Origin of the sequence: Arcticibacter tournemirensis (assembly GCF_006716645.1) — a bacterium.
GTDB lineage: Bacteria > Bacteroidota > Bacteroidia > Sphingobacteriales > Sphingobacteriaceae > Arcticibacter > Arcticibacter tournemirensis.
Genome location: NZ_VFPL01000001.1, coordinates 2,887,657 through 2,906,810 on the forward strand (window position 1 = coordinate 2,887,657; position 19,154 = coordinate 2,906,810).

Genomic DNA, 19,154 nt, shown 5'->3' on the forward strand with positions numbered 1-19,154 from the left:
TTACAGTAAATATACAGTATCAGTTATTACTTTTGAATCGGACGAGTAGTAATAGCAAATGCTAGATAAGCTACGATAGAGTTAAGATCGGTTGTTCTGGTGTTCGGCTATATGGATTGATTAAAAAATTTAAATAACGAATGCTGTATTAATCTAGTTCGTGTATTATTCCGTTCCTTATTGTACTCCTGTATATTTGCACTAGACTCCCAAATAAGCTTTTTTCTGTATAAAGCAGGTCTAAAGAGTCGAGAGATATGAAGTAAAATCCGGCTACTGCTCTCACCGCTACACCACAGGACTTTGAACGGAAGCGCTCTCATGAGCCCTGGTAGCCGGCAACGAGCGTGTTAGCGACCAGAAATACATTTACAGCGTTTCCTGTGCGTTGATTGGTTTTACAGAAAAAGAGCTCTATAGCACCAGTACGGTATACACTTAATAATCTAATAACTCCTTTTTGGGAACATCCAAGCCCTTTGCCAATTCAAGAATAGTTGAAAGCTGAACGTTAAAGTGCCCATTTTCAATTTTTGATATATTGCTATCATCCAAATCGCACCTAGATGCTAATAACCGTAAACTAATACCTTTACTTTTTCGAAGTTTTTGAAGATGCTCGCCAAATTCTTTCTGAATTTCGGGATATTCTCTTTTTGCCATATGCTTCAATGTATGAAGCGGTCAAATTGGAACGATATTTTTAAAAAAATGCGGTTGTTTATTACCGCATTTTTTAATTTTATTCATATATTTGATTTTATAAAGGAAATTGACAATAGCGATTGTCGAATAGTGACACTTCGATATAAATAGAGGTGCCCACTTACGAACTTCGTCCGTGCAAATGTGGAATTTGAATCCGAGGATAATAAGTGAGACCCGCATGTATAATAGCTAAGCTATATAGCCTGGGAACAGATTATCGTTTTATCAGAACAATTAAAGGTCGTTCCTCGTCGATACGGATGCACTTGCAGAACGCGAATTGTCCAGATAACCTTTATAACGCATTCCGGCTGTTTGGGTCGAGAATCTTATTTGATTTGTTAATCCTTAACATTGAATAGTGAAACTATTAACTAACAGAAACAAAAAACGTTTTCAGGTCCAAGAAGCTTTAATAAACTTCTTTCTTAATTGTTCTAGCAAAAGAAGTAGGAACCTTTTATTGTTCTGGTTGAAAGGCACCGTTATAGGAAATTATTCCACTCAGCCTAACAAAGAACGAGGCAGTCTAAATAGTTCTTATAAAGAATTATCTCATTTCATAGATGCTGCTTGGTTCGTTAATGAGCAGCAAAATCATTCTTTCTGATATATTGAACGAGCCCTTTATGCTTAGTCGCCCCGCCCTTCATTGGGATCTGCTCATAAGCCCCCCTGAATAATCTGCAGCTCTCCAACGTCAGCAGTAAAACTACGTTTCGCCCCTGCGAAATTTCCTTAGTCGTTAAATAATTAACCCGGATTAATCACGTTAAAATATGCTCAAAAATAGAGTAGAGGGAGGGCTATGCCCTAAGGTGATGGCAGAAAACAAACCCCTGACCGGCCTGGCCGTCGTATTGATATACCTCCTTCTCATCCTTCTTCTTTCCCTGTCGGCCATCATCTCCTCGTACGCTCAAACGCAACCGAAGGCTCTTGAGATCGGGGATACCATCCCCGATATTACCATCACCAGGCTTCACAACTATACGTCGCCGTCTGTAAATACAGCTGATTTTCGCGGCAAACTCCTGATCATCGACTTCTGGGCCACCTGGTGCACAGCCTGCATTGTGAACTTTCCGAAGATGGATTCGCTGCAAAAGGCTTTCGGCAGTAAACTCCAGGTGCTGCTGGTTACCCGGGAGGGAGCAGGCAAGGTGCTGCCTTTTTGGGAAAGGTACAACAAGAACCGGGGGCAGGCCTTGGGGCTGCCCACCGTGCTGAACGATACGGTGCTGAACGATCTTTTTCCGCACCGCTTTATTCCTCATTATGTATGGATAGGGGCCGACGGCATTGTTAAAGCCATTACCGGCCCCGAAAAGGTGAACGCCGCTAATATCGCAGCTTTCACGGGCGGAACCAACAGGCAACTGCAACAGAAGAAGGATCTTGATCCGGAGAAACCGTTGTTCCTTTCGGACGACTTGCCCGCGGCATCGCTGGTGCACCATTCCATCCTGCTGCGGGGCCGCTATGAGGGCCTGTCCAGCGGTAACCACCAGCGCCATACCGAAAACTATACCGGCCTTGCGGTCACCAATGCTTCGCTGCTGTGGCTTTACCAAACAGCGGCAATCATGCTGTTCCGCCAAAGGGGTGAGTCGTTTAACGACCGCCGCATGATTATCCGCAGCAGGCTGCAGGTGGCTTCGGCGACTCCCGACAGCCTCTATACCTACGAGATCCTGGTACCGCCGCAGCAGCAGGAACAAATGTATCCGTACATGCTTGCGGACCTCAACCGCTATTCGCCCGTGAAGGGCCGCGTCGAGCGCCTCAAAGTAAAATGCCTGGTGCTGCGTCGCAGCGGCAGGAAAGACCTGCTGAAAAGCAAAGGAGGCAAGCCGGAAAACAGGCTCTACAACAAAACAGACCCTTATATGCAAAATACTTCTTTAGCCAGCCTGCTGGTGAGACTGAACAGCCTGAACAAGCTGCAGCTCCCGGTGGTGGACGAAACGGGCTATACGGGCAATGCCGACCTGCGCTTTCAGGCCTCCTTTGATGATCTCCTGGCGTTGCGCAGAAACCTGCAGGCTTATGGCCTTGAGCTAAAAGAGGCCAGCCGTGTGCTGCCCATGCTGGTGATCTCTGATAAAAACGAAAATCTTTAACCCTCTTTTTTGATGAAACACGCTTTATTTATCTTTCTTCTGTTCAGCTTTCCGGGCGCAATGCTTGCCCAGTCGCAACTTACCGGCAGGGTGCTGTCGACAAAGGATAGAAGTCCCCTAACCGGGGCTACCATTCGTGTAAAGAACAGTAAAGCCGGTACTTCTACCGGCCGCGATGGCAGCTTCTCGCTGACGCTGCCCTCATCTAAAGCCGATCTGATTATTTCCTATGTCGGCTTCGAACCTTTGGAGCTGTCGGTTACGCTGCCGCTAAAGAGTCCGCTCGAGATCTTTCTCCGCGAATCGGCTGCCGGCCTGCAGGAAGTGATGGTCTCTACCGGCTACCAGAGCCTTCCCCGCGAGCGTTCTACCGGCTCTTTCAGCCAGGTGGACAACCGCAGGTTTAACCAGCAGGTGAGCACCGATGTGATCAGCCGCCTCGAAGCAGTAGCGGGTGGCTTGTCGGTTGGGCGTACCAATAACTCGGGATTGATGGTGCGGGGGCTGAGCACCATCCAGGGCGTAAAAGGCCCGCTGATTGTGCTGGATAACTTTCCCTACGAGGGTAACATCGACAATATCAACCCCAACGACGTCGAGAATATTACCATCCTGAAAGATGCCGCAGCGGCTTCCATCTGGGGAAGCAGGGCAGGGAACGGGGTGATTGTAATTACCACCAAAAAGGGGAGGCTGAACCAGCCGCTTGCCATCGAGCTGAACTCGAACGTCACCGTCAGCGGCAAACCGGACCTTTCGTACCTCCGGCCAATGTCGTCATCGGATTTTATCGACGTGGAGCGGATGCTCTACGAAAAGGGCTATTATAACGATAAGTTCGCCTCGGCAAGGAAACCTGCCGTAAGTCCTGTGGTGGAACTGCTGGACCAGGCGGATAAAACGATTACACAGGAGGAAGCCGATGCACTGATCGATGAATGGCGTAAGCTCGACGTGCGCGACGATTACGACCGCTACCTGTACCGCCTGACGGTTAACCAGCAGTACTCCTTAAGTATGCACGGCGGCTCAGACGCGATGGCCTGGAACCTCTCGGGCGGCTATGACCGTAACATCAGTAACCTCGATGCTGCGAACAACCGGCTGAACCTCAATTTTAACCAAAGCCTGCAGCTCACCAGCAACCTGCAGCTGAGCTCGGGTATCTATTATACCAAAACGGAAAACGAAAGCGGCAGGCCGGGCTATGGCGAGATCTACTCGGTAAGCTCCTATCTCTACCCTTATGCCCGGCTGGCCGACGAAGGGGGCAACGCCCTGGCTGTACCGCGCGGATACCGCTCTTCGTATACGGATACCGCAGGGCAGGGCAAGCTGCTCAACTGGCAGTACTATCCCCTGGAGGATTACAAGCACAGCGGCACGAAATCGGACCTGCAGGATGTGCTGCTGAACTTCGGCCTCAATTACCGCCTGCTGAAAGGCCTGAACGCTGATCTGAAATACCAGTACGAACAGCAGCAGAGCTCTGCAAGGCGCTTGTATGATGAGAACAGCTACTTCGCCCGCGACCTGGTGAACGCCTTTACGCAGCTTTCCTCCACCGGAGCGCTCATACACCCGGTGCCGCCCGGCGGCGTGCTTGACCTTTCGGAATCGCTGCTGAAATCAAACAGCCTTCGCGGCCAGCTCAACTATAACCGGAGCTTCGGGAAGCATGCCGTCGCTGCGCTGGCAGGAGGGGAGCTGCGCAGCCTGCGCACTACCGGAAACGCAGAGCGCAGCTACGGCTACAATCCAGACCTGCTTACCTTCGGGAATGTGGATTATACGCGAACGTACCCTTCGATTGTAGACGGCACCGAGTCGTTTATCCCCAATGCCGACTCCTTCGACCACCTTCTCAACCGCTTTGTATCGCTGTACGGCAATGCGGCTTATACCTACGATGGGAAATATACGGTATCAGGCAGCACCCGGAAAGATGCTTCTAACCTGTTTGGCGTGAATACCAACGACCGCTGGAACCCGCTGTGGTCGGCGGGCCTGAGCTGGGATGTGTCGCGCGAAAGCTTTTACCGCTTCCCCCTGCTGCGCTACCTCAAGCTGCGGGCCACCTATGGCTTCAGCGGGAATGTGAATAATGCGCTGGCTGCTGTTACTACTGTCCAGTACTTTGGCACCAACCCCTACCTGTTTACGCCGTATACCTTGTTCAGCAACTATGCCAACCCCGAACTGAAGTGGGAGACTTCGCGCATGCTGAACCTGGGCGCCGACTTCCAGCTGAAAGACAACCGCCTGAGCGGAAGCATTGAATATTACCGCAAGAAGGGGACCGACCTGTTCGGCCGTGCCCTGATTGATTATACCAGCGGCATCGGCAGCTATATCACCAAAAACGTGGCTTCCATGAAAGGGAAGGGGCTGGATATTGAGTTAAACAGCATCAACACCACGGGCGCACTGGAGTGGAGCACCAACCTGAACTTTAGCAGCTACAGCGACGAGGTGACGGATTTTTACGTGTTCTCGAGGCAGGGCAGCAACTTCGTGGGCAGCAGCAGCCGCATTGCCGGGATTGTGGGGAAACCGGTGTACTCGGTGTTTTCCTACCGCTGGGGAGGGCTCGACCCGCAGACCGGCGATCCGCAGGGCTATGTGAACGGCGAACTCTCTAAAGATTATTCGGCCCTGAATGGCAGCGGTACTACGGTAGACGACCTGGTGTACCACGGACCTTCCATGCCCCGCTTCTATGGCTCGCTGGGCAATACCTTCAGCTACCGGAACTTTTCGCTCACCGCCCGCCTGCTGTATAAGTTCGGCTATTACTTTGTGCGCGGCTCCCTGAGCTACTCCGACCTGTACAGCAATGGCAACGGCCATGCCGACTATGCCCTGCGCTGGCAGAAACCCGGCGATGAACAGGTTACTGATGTGCCTTCGCAGGTATATCCCGCAGCGGCTAACCGCGACCAGTTCTATGCCGGATCGGAGGTGCTGGTGGAGAAAGGTGATCATATCCGGCTGCAGTATGTCAGTTTAAGCTACGACATCAAAAAGCAGAACGTCCGCAGTCTGCCTTTCCGCTCGCTGCGGCTCTTTATGAATGTTAACAACGCCGGGATCCTCTGGCGGGCTAATAAACAGCATCTCGATCCGGAGTACGCGGCCTTCCGGAATACGCTGCCGCCTTCACTGAGCTTCGCCCTGGGCCTCAGGGCAACGGTTAAATAAATGTTCTCAAATAAAATACAGCATGAATATGAAATATATAAAGTTCTTACCCCAAACGCTGCTCTGCATGGCAGCGGCAATCGCCATCTCACTTCCGGCCTGCGACAGCTTCCTGGATGAAAAACCCGACAAGAAGCTGGTGGTACCGTCGTCCCTGGCCGACCTGCAGGCTATGCTGGATAACTACAATACCATGAGCAGCAATACCCCTGCCTCGGGCGAGGTGAGCACGGATGATTATTACTTAACGGATGCCGACTGGGCAGCACGGAGCGAAACCGACCGCCGCAAGTACCTCTGGGAAAAAGATAACCTTTTCCCGACGGGCGATAACGGCAACGACTGGTCGTATAGCTATAGCTCGACCTTTACCTGCAATACGGTACTGAACCTGATCGGTGACATGGAGCGGAATGCCGCCAATGCTGACGTCTGGGACGATATCAAAGGACAGGCCCTGTTTTTCAGGGGTATGAATTACCTCAGCGCTGCTTTTATCTGGTGCATGGCTTACCAGGAGGGATCGCCTGATCCGGGTCTTCCCATTCGCCTTGACCCTGATTTTAATCTTCCTTCCCTGAGGTCCTCGCTGGAGGAAACCTACGCGCAGGTGATCAAAGATGCAAGGGCATCGCTTCCCTTACTGCCCTTAAAATCAGTGAATGCGCTGCGGCCCTCTAAAGCGGCGGCCTACGCCTTGCTGGCGCGCACTTACCTCTCCATGCGTCGCTATCCCGAGGCGGGGCTCTATGCCGATTCGTGCCTGCAGCTGTCGGGCACGCTGCTGGATTTTAACACGCTGAATGCTTCGGCTTCCTACCCGGTTAAATTTCTCAATGCCGAGGTGATCCTCGAACGGTCGGGGGTAGCCACTCCGCTCAACCCTTCGCGGGCGAAGATCGACAGCAGCCTGTACCTGTTGTACCGGGATGGCGACCTGCGCAAAACGGTGTTCTTTAAACGCAACAGCAACGGAACGTATGCTTTTAAGGGCTCATTCGAAGGCTCGCAGGCGCTGTTTACAGGCTTTGCCGCCGGCGAAATGTACTTGATCCGGGCAGAAGCCGCTGCCCGCCAGGGGGATCCGCAGGCTGCGATGGCCAGCCTGAACACGCTGCTGGCCAAACGATGGAACAAGAACAGCTTTGTGCCGCTCAGCGCTGCGGGCAGCGGGGAGGCCCTGCAGCTTATCCTGCTGGAAAGACGTAAGGAACTTGTGATGAGGGGACTGCGCTGGATGGACATCAAGCGCCTGAACAGGGAGGGCGCCGGCATTTCGCTGCAGCGCAAAATAAACGGGCAGCTGTATACGCTCCCCGCGGGCGACCCCCGCTTCGCCCTGCCCATTCCCGAAGATGTGATTGCCCTGTCGGGCATGCCGCAGAACCCGCGTTAAACAAAGCGGGGCTGCCAGGAAATACCCGGCAGCCCCGCTGTATTAAAGCCCTGGCAATATCGGCCGGCTTATTCGGAACGCTTGCTGCTTGCAATGGCCAGGATATCGTTCACGCTCTTACCGGCCATATACGAATCGAGCTGAGCCTGCGTGGTGATATTATCGGGCACCGTGATTTCGCAGGGCAGGTCGCCGGTATTGCCGCAGTCCTCTGCCGGTGTTCCGTTCAGGGTGTATTGGCTGGCCTGTAAAACTTCCGACTGGCTGTCGCCGTTGAAGGTCCACCGTTGTACTCTTTTTTCGGCTTTAAATGCAATAGTAAACAGTACGAGCAGTACGCCCATCACAAGGGCGCCGGCTTTTAAAAATGAAGTTTTCATATCGGTTGAATTTTTTTTATTTTGTTACACATTTAGTTTTGAGGCAGATAGATGCCTTTTATAATCGTTGCGGAAGAGTGGCCGGTCTAAGGTTGCTCTTTCCTGTTTTTATACGTCAGGCAGGAGCCCTGCCGGAATACAGCAAAATGATAGCCCATGTTCTTTTTCATAACATCCCGATGTTTCTATACAAAAGAAACGGGTCGGCCTGTCAGAATATGTCAGTCTTCAGGAAATTGGATTTTTTTTCAAAATATTGTTAGTGGCCGTCTTTCAAGAAATATTCAATCTCGGGGTGCTGGCTTTTATCGGCCAGGAAATACTTCTTCTGGGCGCGGCTCCATTTTATTTGGTATCCCTGGTTTTTCAGGCTTTCGATGATCCTGAAAATAGTCCGTTCACTGCAGCTGAATTTTCTGGCTGCCTCGCGGGCTTCAAATAGTCTTTCTTTGTAAATCAGATAAAGCAGATACTTTTTCTTTTCTTCATATTCCCTGTAATTCATCTAATAAAAGTTTAGTTCATAAGGCGAGTTTCTGTCGTTTTCAAAGCCGGAACTTTGATTTTTACAAATAAAACAGCTTGGCCTGTCAAAATATGGCAGTTTACAAAAGGGCGCTTTCCGCCAGCTCTTCTTCTTCCTGGTTAAGTTGTTTTCTGATCAAAGTAAGGGTATTTTAAGATGCCGGATCCAGACAGTTTTCGTAAAATTTAAATGACAGTTAGGTTTAAGTTGGGAATTTGCCAAATTAACTAAGATATTGCCACCCTGCCTCGTAAAAACCTGTCTTCGGGAAATTGTAAAACATTTCAAGCCTTATTTATGCCAGAAAGACAACTCGAATTGGAAAGAAAAGAAGGGTTTTCAGAAAAAGAAGAGACAGAACTTTATTTGAAGGATCTGATCAGGGGAATGAAACCCGGTGATCCGTTTTTTTCAGTGAGATCTTTATCCCGGTATCTTAAAGTGAACCGTAACACTGCAGAACAGATCCTAAGGAAGTTCACCGGAGAAGGAATATTGAGCAGTGAGCCCTGCATTGGGTATTTCGTAAAAGAAAGTTACCTCTTGCATGAGCCTCCTTCATTGTATGAATGCTCTGATGCTCCGTTTTATTACAGGGCTTCGGCTCCTGCCTTCGGGGCCCCGTACCATCCGGAGTATGAACGTTTTATTAATCTGGGCTGCGCTACACCCGATCCGGAGATTTTACGTTTCGAAAAGTATTTATCGCTTTACCAGGGAACGGGTGTTTCCTTCAAGCAACGGTTGGCAGGCTTTGAGCAGGATTTTAACTCCACTATCAGTCGTATTCTTTTGAGAAGGGGCATCAGTATTCCGGATGCAAACTTTTGTGTTATCCGCGATCTGGCGCTTTTGCTGGTTGTATCGTCGGTTATTCGCAAAGGCGACCGTGTGGTTATGGCCGACTGGGGTGATACGGAGGCCGAGATTGCTTTCCTTGAGGCTGGCGCCGAAATTATATATACCGGATCTGATGATGAGGGAATGCTGGTAGACGAGCTTGTTTCGCTAAGTGGTTCTGAAAAGATCAGAGCTGTTTTTATACGGCCCCGGGCTGGTGTGCCTGCTTGTAAAAGGCTGAGTGAAGAAAGACTGAACATGCTTTTTGAATATGCCGGGGCAATGGATTTTGTGGTGATTGCTAAAGAGAATGAACCTGATTTCTGCATCGACCCGATATGGCCGCCGCAGCAAAACAGAAAGCACTTTAACCGGCTTGTCGGCATAAGTTGTATCTGTAATGTTTTTCCGCAGTACAGCAGAACAGATATTGTAACGGGGCCTGCGGATTTTATAAGCGACTTACATTTGTCATCTTCAATCCGCTCTCCAAAGCCCGATGCCTTCAGGTCGCTGGTTTTAATACAGATGGAAGAAGACGGCGAATTGCAGGCGCAGATTAAGCGCCTTCAGAACTATTATAAAGGATGCCGCGATTATTTATCGGATGCATTTGATTATTACCTGGGAGGAAGAGCGGTGCTGACAATGCCTGACGAAGGACTGCATGCATTTATACAATTTGAAAAGGAAACTGATCTCTCCGTTTTGCTGGATTGGATGGAGGAGGTATGTATGTATCGCCAGGCAGCCAACAACCATCTTGCCGGCGATTATAATGTTAGTTCCGTTCGCCTGGGATTTGGCTTTCCCGATAATAGTATCCACAAGTCTTTATTTAAAAAACTGAATAAAATTATTTGATTGGCTGCCTGCCGAAAATTTTTCATGAAAAGTACCTTTTGCTATGAAACTCCAGTTCCCGCCTCTTATATCTGCATCCCGGTTTGAGTACCTTCTTTCAGAAATGATTCATATTTTGAAACAAATAAAAGGGAATCTCATGCCTCCTGAACCATCAAAGCCCCCTGAAGATGATGTTTGGCTGAGCAGTAAGGAAGCAATGATGCGCCTGCGTATCAGCGCAAGTACCTTCTACCGCTTGAAAAAAGCCCATAAACTTAAACAGCACCGTATGGGCGGCCGGGATTACTACCGGCAGTCTGACATCGACCGCTGCTACGAGGAAGCATAGCTCGTTTCCTGGTCGTTTTTCATTTGTTTCTTACTCGTTTTTCGCGCGCTGCTCAGATGCTGCGCGTTCGTCAACTCCTTGTCGATTGTCCGTCAGGTCTTCGTCAGCCCGATGCTTTTTGTTCGATAGCTGTTCGTCAGCTGTTCGTCAGGGAGTAAATAAACCGACGGTAAAGTGACGGGCAACAGGCGTTTTCGCTGTGCATAAGCTTTGCCTTTGAAACCTGCATGGCCGGGCTGCCTCTGTTCGTGCCTTTTGCCGGGTAAAAGAACACTGTCAAACAGTGTCAAAGTGTGTCAAAGCAGGTCAAAGTATGTCATACGGCCTTGATCGTTAGGTTTTTGCGAAAACCCGTTCTATGTTTGTTCAAGCAAGCACAACGTACCGGTACTACAGATGCTTCGTAAATTTTATGGTTTAATTTTTAAATTTTAAGTATCATGGGAAATTTTCTCAAAGGAGTCCTCGGAGGATTCTCCGGTAAGATCGGAAATGTTATCGGAAGCAGTTGGAAAGGCATCGACTACATGCGAAGCCTGCCACGTAAAACACTAAATAATGCAACACAGGAGCAGCTGGTCCAGCGTCTGAAGTTTTCCTGCGCAGTGAATTTTGTAAAGCCGATAAGTGCCCTGGTGAGCGTAGGCTTTAAGAGCCTGGCCAAACAAAAGATCACCGGCTACAATGTGGCTATTCAGAAGGTGCTGATGAACGCTATCTCTGGCGACTTCCCGGATTATGCCGTAGACTTCGCCAAAGTGCAGATCAGCGAAGGTACGCTGATCTCTGCAATGAACCCCAAGGCGCAGTCGACCATTCCGGGAACTTTAGACTTCAAGTGGACGAACAACGCCGATCCGGGCAATAATGCTCATAACGACGATACGGCCATTGTGCTGGTATACAACCCATCGAAGGGCCGCTATCTGTTCAACTTCCAGGGCGCTAAACGGGAGGAAGAACTCTACAGCTTCGCCCTTCCGGAAAACTTCAGCAACGACGAGGTGCATGCCTACATGGGCTTCATCTCGCGCGACAGGCGTATTGCTTCTAACAGCGAATACCTGGGGAAGGTAGTCGTTTTTTAATCAACCCGACCGCAGGCTTCGATAGCCTGCGGTTTTCTAAACGAAAAAAATCATGGCACGAATTACAGGCTCTAATATTTTCTCCCTTTCAGGGAAACTGGGCGGCATGGTGTACTGCCGCTGGAAGGACACACAATATGTCCGCACCCTTAGTAATAAACCCCCAAAAGCGCCTACCGAAGCGCAGATGGCAACGAGGGCAAAAATGAAGCTGGCTACCCGGCTATTGTCGCCGCTACGGTCGGTTATTGAAACATCATGGACCCCTTCACCCCGTAATATGACGGGATACAACGCAGCTGTAAGTCACTTTATCCGGCATTGTATTGCAGGTACGTATCCGGATCTGGTACCCGTCTATCGCAGGATAGTATTCAGCAAGGGAACCCTGCCTCAAGGTACAGGAGCCTCATTACATCAATGCGGCGGAGGGATAAAAGTAATGTGGCACATGCGCAGCTGGCTTGAGAACCCCCTGGATAGGGCGACAATCGTGATCTTCGATGCTACCAATGAGGAGCATCTTGTGTTGGAAAACTGTGCACTCCGCAGTGACGAAGAGGTCGTTCTTCATCTTCCTGAAGGTTATGCAGGAGACACGCTTCACTGTTACCTCTTTTTCAGAAGTGATGATAAGCGCTTCGCCTCGTCAACACAATACCTCGGAGAGTTGAATTACAAACTGGTACTGACGGGCTTTGCTACGTTTCTGATGTCAGCTCAATCTTAACTTTTAATCCTTAACATCATGAAAAATACTTGTACTGTAATCCTCAACCATCTCACTGATGGAGGGAATAAGATCTTTAATCACGAATTTGGTATTCTGCTCCTGGCCCTTGTTTCTTTCCTGGTTTTCCCCATGCTTTCCAGAACGATAGACGTTACCGCTGCTCCGGTTGATCCCGGTATTCTCAGCGTGGTGATAATGGCCGTGCTGGCCTTTCTAATCTTCAAATCTGTTACGTGGTGGGCTATACGGGCCATCTGGCCTGTATTTGCGGAATATTCCGAATTACAGTTTGAGCAGAACTTTACGTCGCTCTTGTCGTGGCAAAAGGTGTTGATTTACCTGGGATTTTACCTGCTGTTGCTGTTTGGCTTTGTGGTGACACTCGGCGCGCTGATGTAGCGGTTAGGTATTGGCAATTGGTAGTTACGATGGCACACTAGCCTGATAAAGACAATTAAATTAGTTGGAGACTTTCGATACGGTCAAAATGCCTTTTGTTTAGAGTACAGACAGGAATATTTAGTGAAACGGCAGTAGCGGCAATGAAAAGGTCGGCAATATCAATTTGATTTCGGGTTCGTTTCAAGTCGTTGTTGAGTTTAACAGCGGTTTGAACAGCAAAAGAATCAAGTGGAATAACTGAAACGTGGCGAAGGAATTCGTTCCAATAATCTGCTTGAAGAGACCCAGATCCAGAGTAGATTTCATACTCCGTTATTACTGAGATTTTAAAAGCTGAGAAGTGATCGGCAATCTGTAAGAAACGGGTTTTGGATTTATCCTTTTTTCTGAAGTAATCAATTAAGACAGATGTGTCAAGTAAAACTACTTTGTTCTCCATTTATTGATTTGCTTTCTTGCTTCTTTGATTTCTTCCAATTGTTCTTTACCAAACACAGGACCGTTTAATAAAAAAGATTTGATATCGGAATTGGATGCAGAAGCGTCACTTTGGTTGTTCAACTCAGCTTTAAGCCTGTTTAACTCACTTACAGGTAGCTGCTTGATGATACTAACCAACTGATCGAACCCTATTCTCATCTTTAATTCCATAACACAAAAATAAGAATTTTTAATAGCATATGAAACTTGCTGCCAGCTTTCAACTGAAGCTTTTGGCAGTTTGCGATTGGGTTTTTGACTAATCTAAAATGACGATAACATGAAAACAATCATATTATTCATTTTGCTGGGTAGTGTTGCTTTCAGGCCTGCAACGCACAACATACAACCCGCAATTCACCGCCTACGTCAGATCTATACCGCCGAGCTTGGTGTTCGCGAAGCAACCGGCCGAAACGATGGAAGTAGGGTAGAGGGCTACCTTCGCTATGTGGGACTCAAAAAAGGCGATCCCTGGTGCGCGGCGTTCGTGTGTTATTGCCTCGGCAAGGCCGGTGTCGCCAATCCCCGAACCGGCTATTGCCCCAGCTTGTTTCCGGCAGCGAAGGTGGTATGGAGCAGGAAGTCGAGAGTTGAAGGTTCAAGGTTGAAGGTTGAAAGCACGCAACCCACAACCCGCAACTTACAACCTTCTTCCTGCAACTCACAACCCGCAACACACAACCCATACTCCGGCGACGTGTTCGGGATCTATTTTCCGGAGAAAGGCCGCATCGCCCATGTCGGCTTTGTTGACGAATGGGGCGATAAGTACGTTATTACAGTGGAGGGTAACACCAACGAGGCAGGCAGCCGCGAAGGCGATGGCGTGTACAGGAAGCGAAGGCTGATCAGCTCGGTTTACCAGGTTGCCCGTTACCTCAATTAGTTGACATTTTATTTAACAGGTATTATGAGAAAAATGATTTTAGGGCAGCGTGCAATGACGCTGCCAATGTTGTCCATATTATTGCTTCCTGTATTGATGATATCCGGCTGTTCCGTCCTGAAAACAAAATACTCTGAACGGAAGGATAGTCTTGGCCGGAGGGAGCTGTATAAAACGGAAAGCAGTTCCCTTAGCGGCGGAAGCTGGGCCAGCCGTGTTCTGGTAGTGAACGATTCCCTGGGGCATCAATACAGTGCAGAGATCTTTCCGAAGGGGAAGTTTCATTATTCTCCCCTGGAAGGATTTACCGGGGAGGCCAGCAGGGTGTTAGTGAAAGGGAAAATAAAGGGGGCTACCATTGCAAGAGACTCCATATCAGGCGGAAGCAGCCTTAGCGGCCAGCAAACCCTGGCTCTGAAAGAAAAAGAGCAAAGTAACACCAGCTTGGCAGAAAAGGTCAAGGACGTGAAACGCCCGGGAACGGCCGGGCTGTTTTGGCTGCTGCTAATTGTCGCCGGTGTGCTGGCTGGCGGAGTGCTTTGGTGGCGAAAAAGAAGGAAAGTCACAAAAAGAGAATCCATGAATTCTAGCTGACTGAGCCCGACTTGTTCTGCCTGTCTTTCTTAATGTAGACCCTCCGGGAGTACTCAGCGGTCCCGGTTGACAGTTGATGCGGCTTGCTTTTTCCTTAGAAGATAGGAGAGAGCGCCTGTCGACCAAAGTGCCCATAGGATAAGGACGGGTTGAAAAAATAACCTGATCAGACGAGCCTGATCAGTGTCAAGGCCAAAAGCGTCGACTCTATTCATATACTGAGCTATGTTGCCAGGAAAGACAAGTACATAGAATAATGCAAGTAGCAGGCCCGCTTTGATTTTTTGTTTTACCCAGAATATCATGGAAAGTCCGAGTGTCAATTCAAGTACTCCCGAAAGAATCACTACCACGTCTTTGCTTAAAGGCATCCAGTTTGGTACCTGAGCCTGAAATTCTGCCCGTTGAAAAGTAAAATGACCAATGGCGGCAAGTACCATGAAAAGTCCCAGCACAACTCGCAATATATTTTGCAGGGTATTTGTTTTTCTGTTGTTCGTGTCTGTCATTGCTTGAATCTGTTTATGATAATGTGAGTGCGATCCGTTCACTACTTTTCTGATTTCCTTTGCTACGACAACGCTGTAACTGGAATGTTTTCCTCAAACGGAAATTTCCGGGAATGTATATCACAGGTGCTTCAAAGGTAGAGCGGAGCTTTCATTGTAAATTATACTTTTTTAAATTTGAGCATGATCGATACGCAGCCCATTCATGTTTTTGCGCCAGGTTTATCGGAGGTGAAGGATCCTTCTGCCGGGTATTTTGCGGCAGTAAGGCTGGAAGAGTTCTCGGCCGAAAGCCTGGCTGCGACCGCTTCCTATAGTCGTAAGGACTTCTATAAAATATCTTTAGTTACGGGTAACACTTCATACTTTTACCAGGGAACTGAATACCGTTTGAATGGAAATGAATGGGTACTGGTATTTACAAACCGCGAAGTTCCGTACCGCTGGGAAGTGCATGAAGGGATCTGCCATGGCTATGCTTGTATGTTCACGGAAGACTTCCTGCCATTGCACACGCACCTGCGACCAGCGGATTGGCCGGTATTTAACGGCAATGCACAATCCGTTTTTAAGTTAAACCCGTCGGACGAAGCGTTATTTACCGGTCTTTTCCAAAAAATGCTCGACGAGCAAACATCGACCTATGTGCATAAATACGATCTGTTGTTTCTCTACGTGCTGGAATGTATACATGGTGCCTTAAAGCAGCAACCGGAGCCGGAGAATAAAAGTTCCACAGCGGCCACACGCCTGGCAAACTCCTTTAAATCGTTACTGGCCGGCCAGTTTCCTCTGGCTTATCCATACCAGCAGGTTTACTTACGCACACCGCAGCAATTTGCCGAAAAGCTGGCGATACATACTAATTCACTGAACAGGGCATTGAAAGAAGCTACCGGAAAGACCACCACGCAACTCATAAATGAACGGCTGATGATGGAGGCACGTGCTTTACTGGTACATTCTAACTGGAGTATCAGCCAGATAAGTAACAGCCTGGGGTTTGAAGAAGCCACGCATTTTGCCCGTGCATTCCGGGCCTATTCAGGCCAGTCCCCATCTTCACTGCGATAGCTGTTTGATTATGGTCGGTATCTGTTTGGGTGGGGCTAACACTTAACTCCATGCATGCCTAAATTTGCATTGTTAAATTTTAAAACGATACATTATGAGAACATGGTTAATAACCGGAACATCTACCGGTTTGGGCAAGGCACTTACCGAAAAGCTACTGGCAAACGGCGATCGTGTTGTGGGCACGGTTCGCAAAGCGGATGCCTTAGATGAGCTCAAAAAAGCTTATCCGGAGAATTTATGGGTAGCTGTGCTGGATGTTACAGATACAGCGACTGTCAAAACAGTGGTTGACAAGGCGTTTGCAGACCTCGGACAGATTGATATTGTGGTTAACAACGCAGGCTACGCTTTATTTTGCTCGGTTGAAGAAGCCAGTGACGAACAGATCGTTCATCAGATCAATACCAACATCATTGGCTCTATCCAGGTTATCAGAGCTGCGTTACCTTACTTCAGGAAGCAAGGACATGGCCGCATTTTGCAACTTTCATCAGCAGGCGGGCAAACAACTTATCCTAACTTTAGCTATTATCATACCACCAAATGGGCCGTTGAAGGTTTTTGCGATACCATTGCCAAGGAACTGGCGCCATTGAACATTGGCGTAACCATTGTTGAACCTGGAGCGCATCAAACCTCATTCGGTGCGGGCATGACGACTGCCCCGGTTATGGCAGCGTATGAGAACACGCCGGCCGGCGAAGTGAGAAGAGCTATTGCCGCGGGCACTTTCCCTATAAAAGGGGACGTTGACAAATCGGTTCAAGCGATGATTGACAGCGTTGAGATTTCACCGGCACCACTGCGTTTAGCGCTCGGCGGAGATGCCTATCGTGACATGCGAGCGGCGTTGGTATCTCGCCTGGAGGCACTGGATGCACAGAAAGAGCTTGCATTGGCAAGTGAAAAAAATGATTAAGTGCTGATTTTTAAGACGAATACCGGTTTTTACTATGTTGATACGGGTATTCGTCTTCGGGACGCGAAAATCACTTCCGACGACCCTGGCGCTTTTATGGAAGATCTGATACAAAAACACACGCTCAGAAAGTTTCTAAAAGTCGATTTTTCAAATGCTGCTTAGTTCGGCCGCAGTAAATTTGTAAATTTCCAACGATGACATCGCCAAGATTTATGTTATATGAAAAAAACGATTTACAATCCGTTCATTCTTGCCCTTAAGGCTCGCAACCTCACAGTAGAAATCCATCACCACTCGGCATATCAAATTGTCCTGTCGAACGATGCTCCATTTAATTCAACGATCAGCGGATTACTTCACGAAGGGATTCATGGTTTTTTAATAAAACCTCACGTTACGCATTTTTGCGAGGCTGAAAATGGAACGTTGAATGTTTTAAATATAGAACCCTATTCGACTATTGGTTTGGAACTGGCAAGCCGATTTAAAGAAGATCAAGAGTATATCGTCTTCGATACGCCACCGGAAACAAATTCCTTCTTTCAGACACCCAATGACAGTTTAGATATTAATAAATTAGTTGATGCCTTACTAAATAAGTTGCAGTCAATTGAATATGACGAACGAGTAACAAAAATAGTTGAATACATTAACACTAATTATTTCCGATCAGATATAACACCGCAAACATTTGCAGATATCGTTTTTCTTTCTCCGTCTCGTTTAGCGTCGCTCTTTAAGGAACAAACGGGAAGCAGCTTATCAAAGTATCTATTGTGGACAAGGCTGCGCCAGGCTATCTATCTCACGCTTTCTGACAAGGACAGAAGTCTTACCGATATTGCCTGCGACACCGGCTTTTACGACCTCCCGCAGTTTAATAAATATATGTACGAAATGTTTGGAATGCCTCCTAAGGCGTTGAAGTACAATAGTGATTTGATACAGATTTATTAATCTGCTTATCCCACGTATATTTAATTTAACACTTTGAAGGTATCTCATTGCAGGATCCTCTGCGGTCAGACCTTCATTAACATCAAGTCTCAAATCAGAATAGTGATTTGATACAAGTTTGCGGCTGCGCTTGTGTGCAACTTTGTGATATCAATTTAAATAATTAAAAAATTATATCATGAAAGCAATCGCATACAAGGAGTTCGGAACCACAGCTGTTTTGCAAATCGTAGAACAACCAAGACCTACTATTACAGCAGATCAGGTACTTGTAAAAATAAAAGCATTTTCTATCAATCCAATGGACTGGAAAATCAGGAAAGGAGAAATGACACTCATGTCCGGTTCGAAATTCCCAAAGCATACAGGCGCCGATTTCGCGGGTATTGTGGAGGAAATTGGCGCTTCCGTTGTTGGTGTAAAAAAAGGCGACGAAGTTTTTGGAGCAGTCAAAAATATGAAAGCAGGTGCTTCAGCCGAATATGTTGTCATAACATCTTCGTTAATCTGGAAAAAGCCTGCCAACATCAGCTTTGCTCAGGCGGCTTCTATTCCAGTAGTTGGAAACGCGGCAGTTACCGCAATACAAAAAATGGGTAACATCAATTCGCAAACTACCATCCTGGTAAATGGCGCTACCGGAGGTTTCGGTATGTTTTTACTTCAATTATTAAAACAACGGGGCGCCAAGGTAACCGCAGTTGCAAGTACAGAGGGTTCAGACTTTGCAAAAAAATGGGGCGCAAATTCAGTGATAGATTATACGAAGGAAAATGTGCTTTCCAGGAAAGAAACCTACGACATCGTTATTGATTTATCAAGCAAAATGGGATACAAAAAGGCTAAACAAATAATGAAGGCTAAAGCACTATTTCTAAACCCCACGCCGAAACCAATTGAAATTCCCCTGGCACTTTTCAAAAATTTATTTACGTCCCAAAAACATGTCGTGGTACTTGCAAGTTCATCCACCAAAAACACAAATGTTTTGATCAATGCAATTGAGGATGGGTTACAAATTGAAGTCGACAAAGTGTTTCCATTTGCGGAGTACAGGGAAGCATACGAATATGCGGAGCAAGGAGGATACATCGGAAAGGTTGCCGTAGAAGTTAATTAAGATTTCCGCTTATA

21 protein-coding genes are annotated in these 19,154 nt (G+C 47.8%); 15 read left to right on the forward strand and 6 right to left on the reverse strand.

Annotation, left to right across the window (positions count from 1 at the left end; genetic code table 11):
• Positions 1 to 438: 438 nt before the first annotated feature.
• Positions 439 to 663: a helix-turn-helix domain-containing protein gene (locus BDE36_RS12160; RefSeq protein ID WP_141815068.1), complete on the reverse strand. Its 225-nt coding sequence runs from the start codon at positions 661 to 663 to the stop codon at positions 439 to 441.
• An 866-nt stretch (positions 664 to 1,529) separates the two neighbouring features.
• On the opposite strand from BDE36_RS12160, the gene BDE36_RS12165 reads away from it, so the two are divergent.
• The 3 genes from BDE36_RS12165 to BDE36_RS12175 are packed head-to-tail and all read left to right on the forward strand — an operon-like array spanning position 1,530 to position 7,428.
• On the forward strand, positions 1,530 to 2,831 hold the full coding sequence (locus tag BDE36_RS12165) for a TlpA family protein disulfide reductase (RefSeq protein ID WP_161987615.1): 1,302 nt from the start codon (positions 1,530 to 1,532) through the stop codon (positions 2,829 to 2,831).
• Between the two features lie 12 nt (positions 2,832 to 2,843).
• On the forward strand, positions 2,844 to 6,032 hold the full coding sequence (locus BDE36_RS12170) for a SusC/RagA family TonB-linked outer membrane protein (RefSeq protein ID WP_141815070.1): 3,189 nt from the start codon (positions 2,844 to 2,846) through the stop codon (positions 6,030 to 6,032).
• A gap of 28 nt (positions 6,033 to 6,060) precedes the next feature.
• Positions 6,061 to 7,428 carry a RagB/SusD family nutrient uptake outer membrane protein gene (locus tag BDE36_RS12175; RefSeq protein ID WP_161987616.1) on the forward strand — a complete coding sequence of 456 codons (1,368 nt, stop codon included), beginning with the start codon at positions 6,061 to 6,063 and terminating at the stop codon, positions 7,426 to 7,428.
• Between the two features lie 68 nt (positions 7,429 to 7,496).
• On the opposite strand, the gene BDE36_RS12180 is transcribed toward BDE36_RS12175, so the two are convergent.
• Both BDE36_RS12180 and BDE36_RS12185 read right to left on the reverse strand, forming a co-directional pair.
• Positions 7,497 to 7,808 carry a hypothetical protein gene (locus BDE36_RS12180; protein WP_141815072.1) on the reverse strand — a complete coding sequence of 104 codons (312 nt, stop codon included), beginning with the start codon at positions 7,806 to 7,808 and terminating at the stop codon, positions 7,497 to 7,499.
• Between the two features lie 259 nt (positions 7,809 to 8,067).
• The gene (locus BDE36_RS12185; RefSeq protein ID WP_141815073.1) at positions 8,068 to 8,313 is read right to left on the reverse strand and encodes an HTH domain-containing protein; all 246 of its coding nucleotides are present in this window, start codon (positions 8,311 to 8,313) and stop codon (positions 8,068 to 8,070) included.
• A gap of 318 nt (positions 8,314 to 8,631) precedes the next feature.
• Between BDE36_RS12185 and BDE36_RS12190 the strand changes: the two genes are divergently transcribed.
• From BDE36_RS12190 to BDE36_RS12210, 5 genes are all read left to right on the forward strand, one after another.
• Positions 8,632 to 10,038 (forward strand): aminotransferase-like domain-containing protein, encoded by a 1,407-nt coding sequence (locus BDE36_RS12190; protein WP_141815074.1) that lies wholly within the window; start codon positions 8,632 to 8,634, stop codon positions 10,036 to 10,038.
• A gap of 139 nt (positions 10,039 to 10,177) precedes the next feature.
• Positions 10,178 to 10,369 (forward strand): helix-turn-helix domain-containing protein, encoded by a 192-nt coding sequence (locus tag BDE36_RS12195; protein WP_211360920.1) that lies wholly within the window; start codon positions 10,178 to 10,180, stop codon positions 10,367 to 10,369.
• 440 nt (positions 10,370 to 10,809) lie between these two features.
• Positions 10,810 to 11,457, forward strand: coding sequence for a DUF6266 family protein (locus BDE36_RS12200; protein ID WP_141815076.1), 648 nt, complete (start codon positions 10,810 to 10,812; stop codon positions 11,455 to 11,457).
• A gap of 52 nt (positions 11,458 to 11,509) precedes the next feature.
• Positions 11,510 to 12,187 (forward strand): DUF6266 family protein, encoded by a 678-nt coding sequence (locus BDE36_RS12205; protein ID WP_141815077.1) that lies wholly within the window; start codon positions 11,510 to 11,512, stop codon positions 12,185 to 12,187.
• Between the two features lie 18 nt (positions 12,188 to 12,205).
• On the forward strand, positions 12,206 to 12,589 hold the full coding sequence (locus tag BDE36_RS12210) for a hypothetical protein (RefSeq protein ID WP_141815078.1): 384 nt from the start codon (positions 12,206 to 12,208) through the stop codon (positions 12,587 to 12,589).
• Between the two features lie 55 nt (positions 12,590 to 12,644).
• On the opposite strand, the gene BDE36_RS12215 is transcribed toward BDE36_RS12210, so the two are convergent.
• Positions 12,645 to 13,031: a type II toxin-antitoxin system VapC family toxin gene (locus BDE36_RS12215; RefSeq protein ID WP_141815079.1), complete on the reverse strand. Its 387-nt coding sequence runs from the start codon at positions 13,029 to 13,031 to the stop codon at positions 12,645 to 12,647.
• Complete coding sequence (locus BDE36_RS12220; protein ID WP_141815080.1) at positions 13,016 to 13,243, reverse strand: hypothetical protein; 228 nt, start codon at positions 13,241 to 13,243, stop codon at positions 13,016 to 13,018. The genes BDE36_RS12215 and BDE36_RS12220 overlap by 16 nt, the downstream gene beginning before the upstream one ends.
• A 109-nt stretch (positions 13,244 to 13,352) precedes the next feature.
• Here BDE36_RS12220 and BDE36_RS12225 point away from each other — a divergent pair, with 109 nt between their 5' ends.
• The gene (locus BDE36_RS12225) at positions 13,353 to 13,961 is read left to right on the forward strand and encodes a C40 family peptidase (protein WP_141815081.1); all 609 of its coding nucleotides are present in this window, start codon (positions 13,353 to 13,355) and stop codon (positions 13,959 to 13,961) included.
• 24 nt (positions 13,962 to 13,985) lie between these two features.
• Positions 13,986 to 14,555, forward strand: a complete 570-nt coding sequence (locus BDE36_RS12230; protein ID WP_141815082.1) for a hypothetical protein — start codon at positions 13,986 to 13,988, stop codon at positions 14,553 to 14,555.
• Positions 14,556 to 14,608: 53 nt separating this feature from the next.
• On the opposite strand, the gene BDE36_RS12235 is transcribed toward BDE36_RS12230, so the two are convergent.
• On the reverse strand, positions 14,609 to 15,064 hold the full coding sequence (locus tag BDE36_RS12235; protein ID WP_141815083.1) for a DoxX family protein: 456 nt from the start codon (positions 15,062 to 15,064) through the stop codon (positions 14,609 to 14,611).
• Between the two features lie 183 nt (positions 15,065 to 15,247).
• Here BDE36_RS12235 and BDE36_RS12240 point away from each other — a divergent pair, with 183 nt between their 5' ends.
• The 5 genes from BDE36_RS12240 to BDE36_RS12255 all read left to right on the forward strand — a co-directional run bounded on the left by BDE36_RS12240 (position 15,248) and on the right by BDE36_RS12255 (position 19,140).
• Positions 15,248 to 16,138 (forward strand): helix-turn-helix domain-containing protein, encoded by an 891-nt coding sequence (locus BDE36_RS12240; RefSeq protein WP_141815084.1) that lies wholly within the window; start codon positions 15,248 to 15,250, stop codon positions 16,136 to 16,138.
• Positions 16,139 to 16,232: 94 nt separating this feature from the next.
• Positions 16,233 to 17,060 carry an SDR family oxidoreductase gene (locus BDE36_RS12245; RefSeq protein WP_202618223.1) on the forward strand — a complete coding sequence of 276 codons (828 nt, stop codon included), beginning with the start codon at positions 16,233 to 16,235 and terminating at the stop codon, positions 17,058 to 17,060.
• Positions 17,061 to 17,225 (forward strand): hypothetical protein, encoded by a 165-nt coding sequence (locus tag BDE36_RS23720; RefSeq protein ID WP_161987617.1) that lies wholly within the window; start codon positions 17,061 to 17,063, stop codon positions 17,223 to 17,225.
• 57 nt (positions 17,226 to 17,282) lie between these two features.
• Positions 17,283 to 18,020 carry a helix-turn-helix domain-containing protein gene (locus tag BDE36_RS12250; protein ID WP_141815086.1) on the forward strand — a complete coding sequence of 246 codons (738 nt, stop codon included), beginning with the start codon at positions 17,283 to 17,285 and terminating at the stop codon, positions 18,018 to 18,020.
• Between the two features lie 178 nt (positions 18,021 to 18,198).
• Entirely contained in the window at positions 18,199 to 19,140 is a 942-nt protein-coding gene (locus tag BDE36_RS12255) for an NADP-dependent oxidoreductase (RefSeq protein ID WP_141815087.1), read from the forward strand.
• Positions 19,141 to 19,154 lie beyond the last annotated feature (14 nt).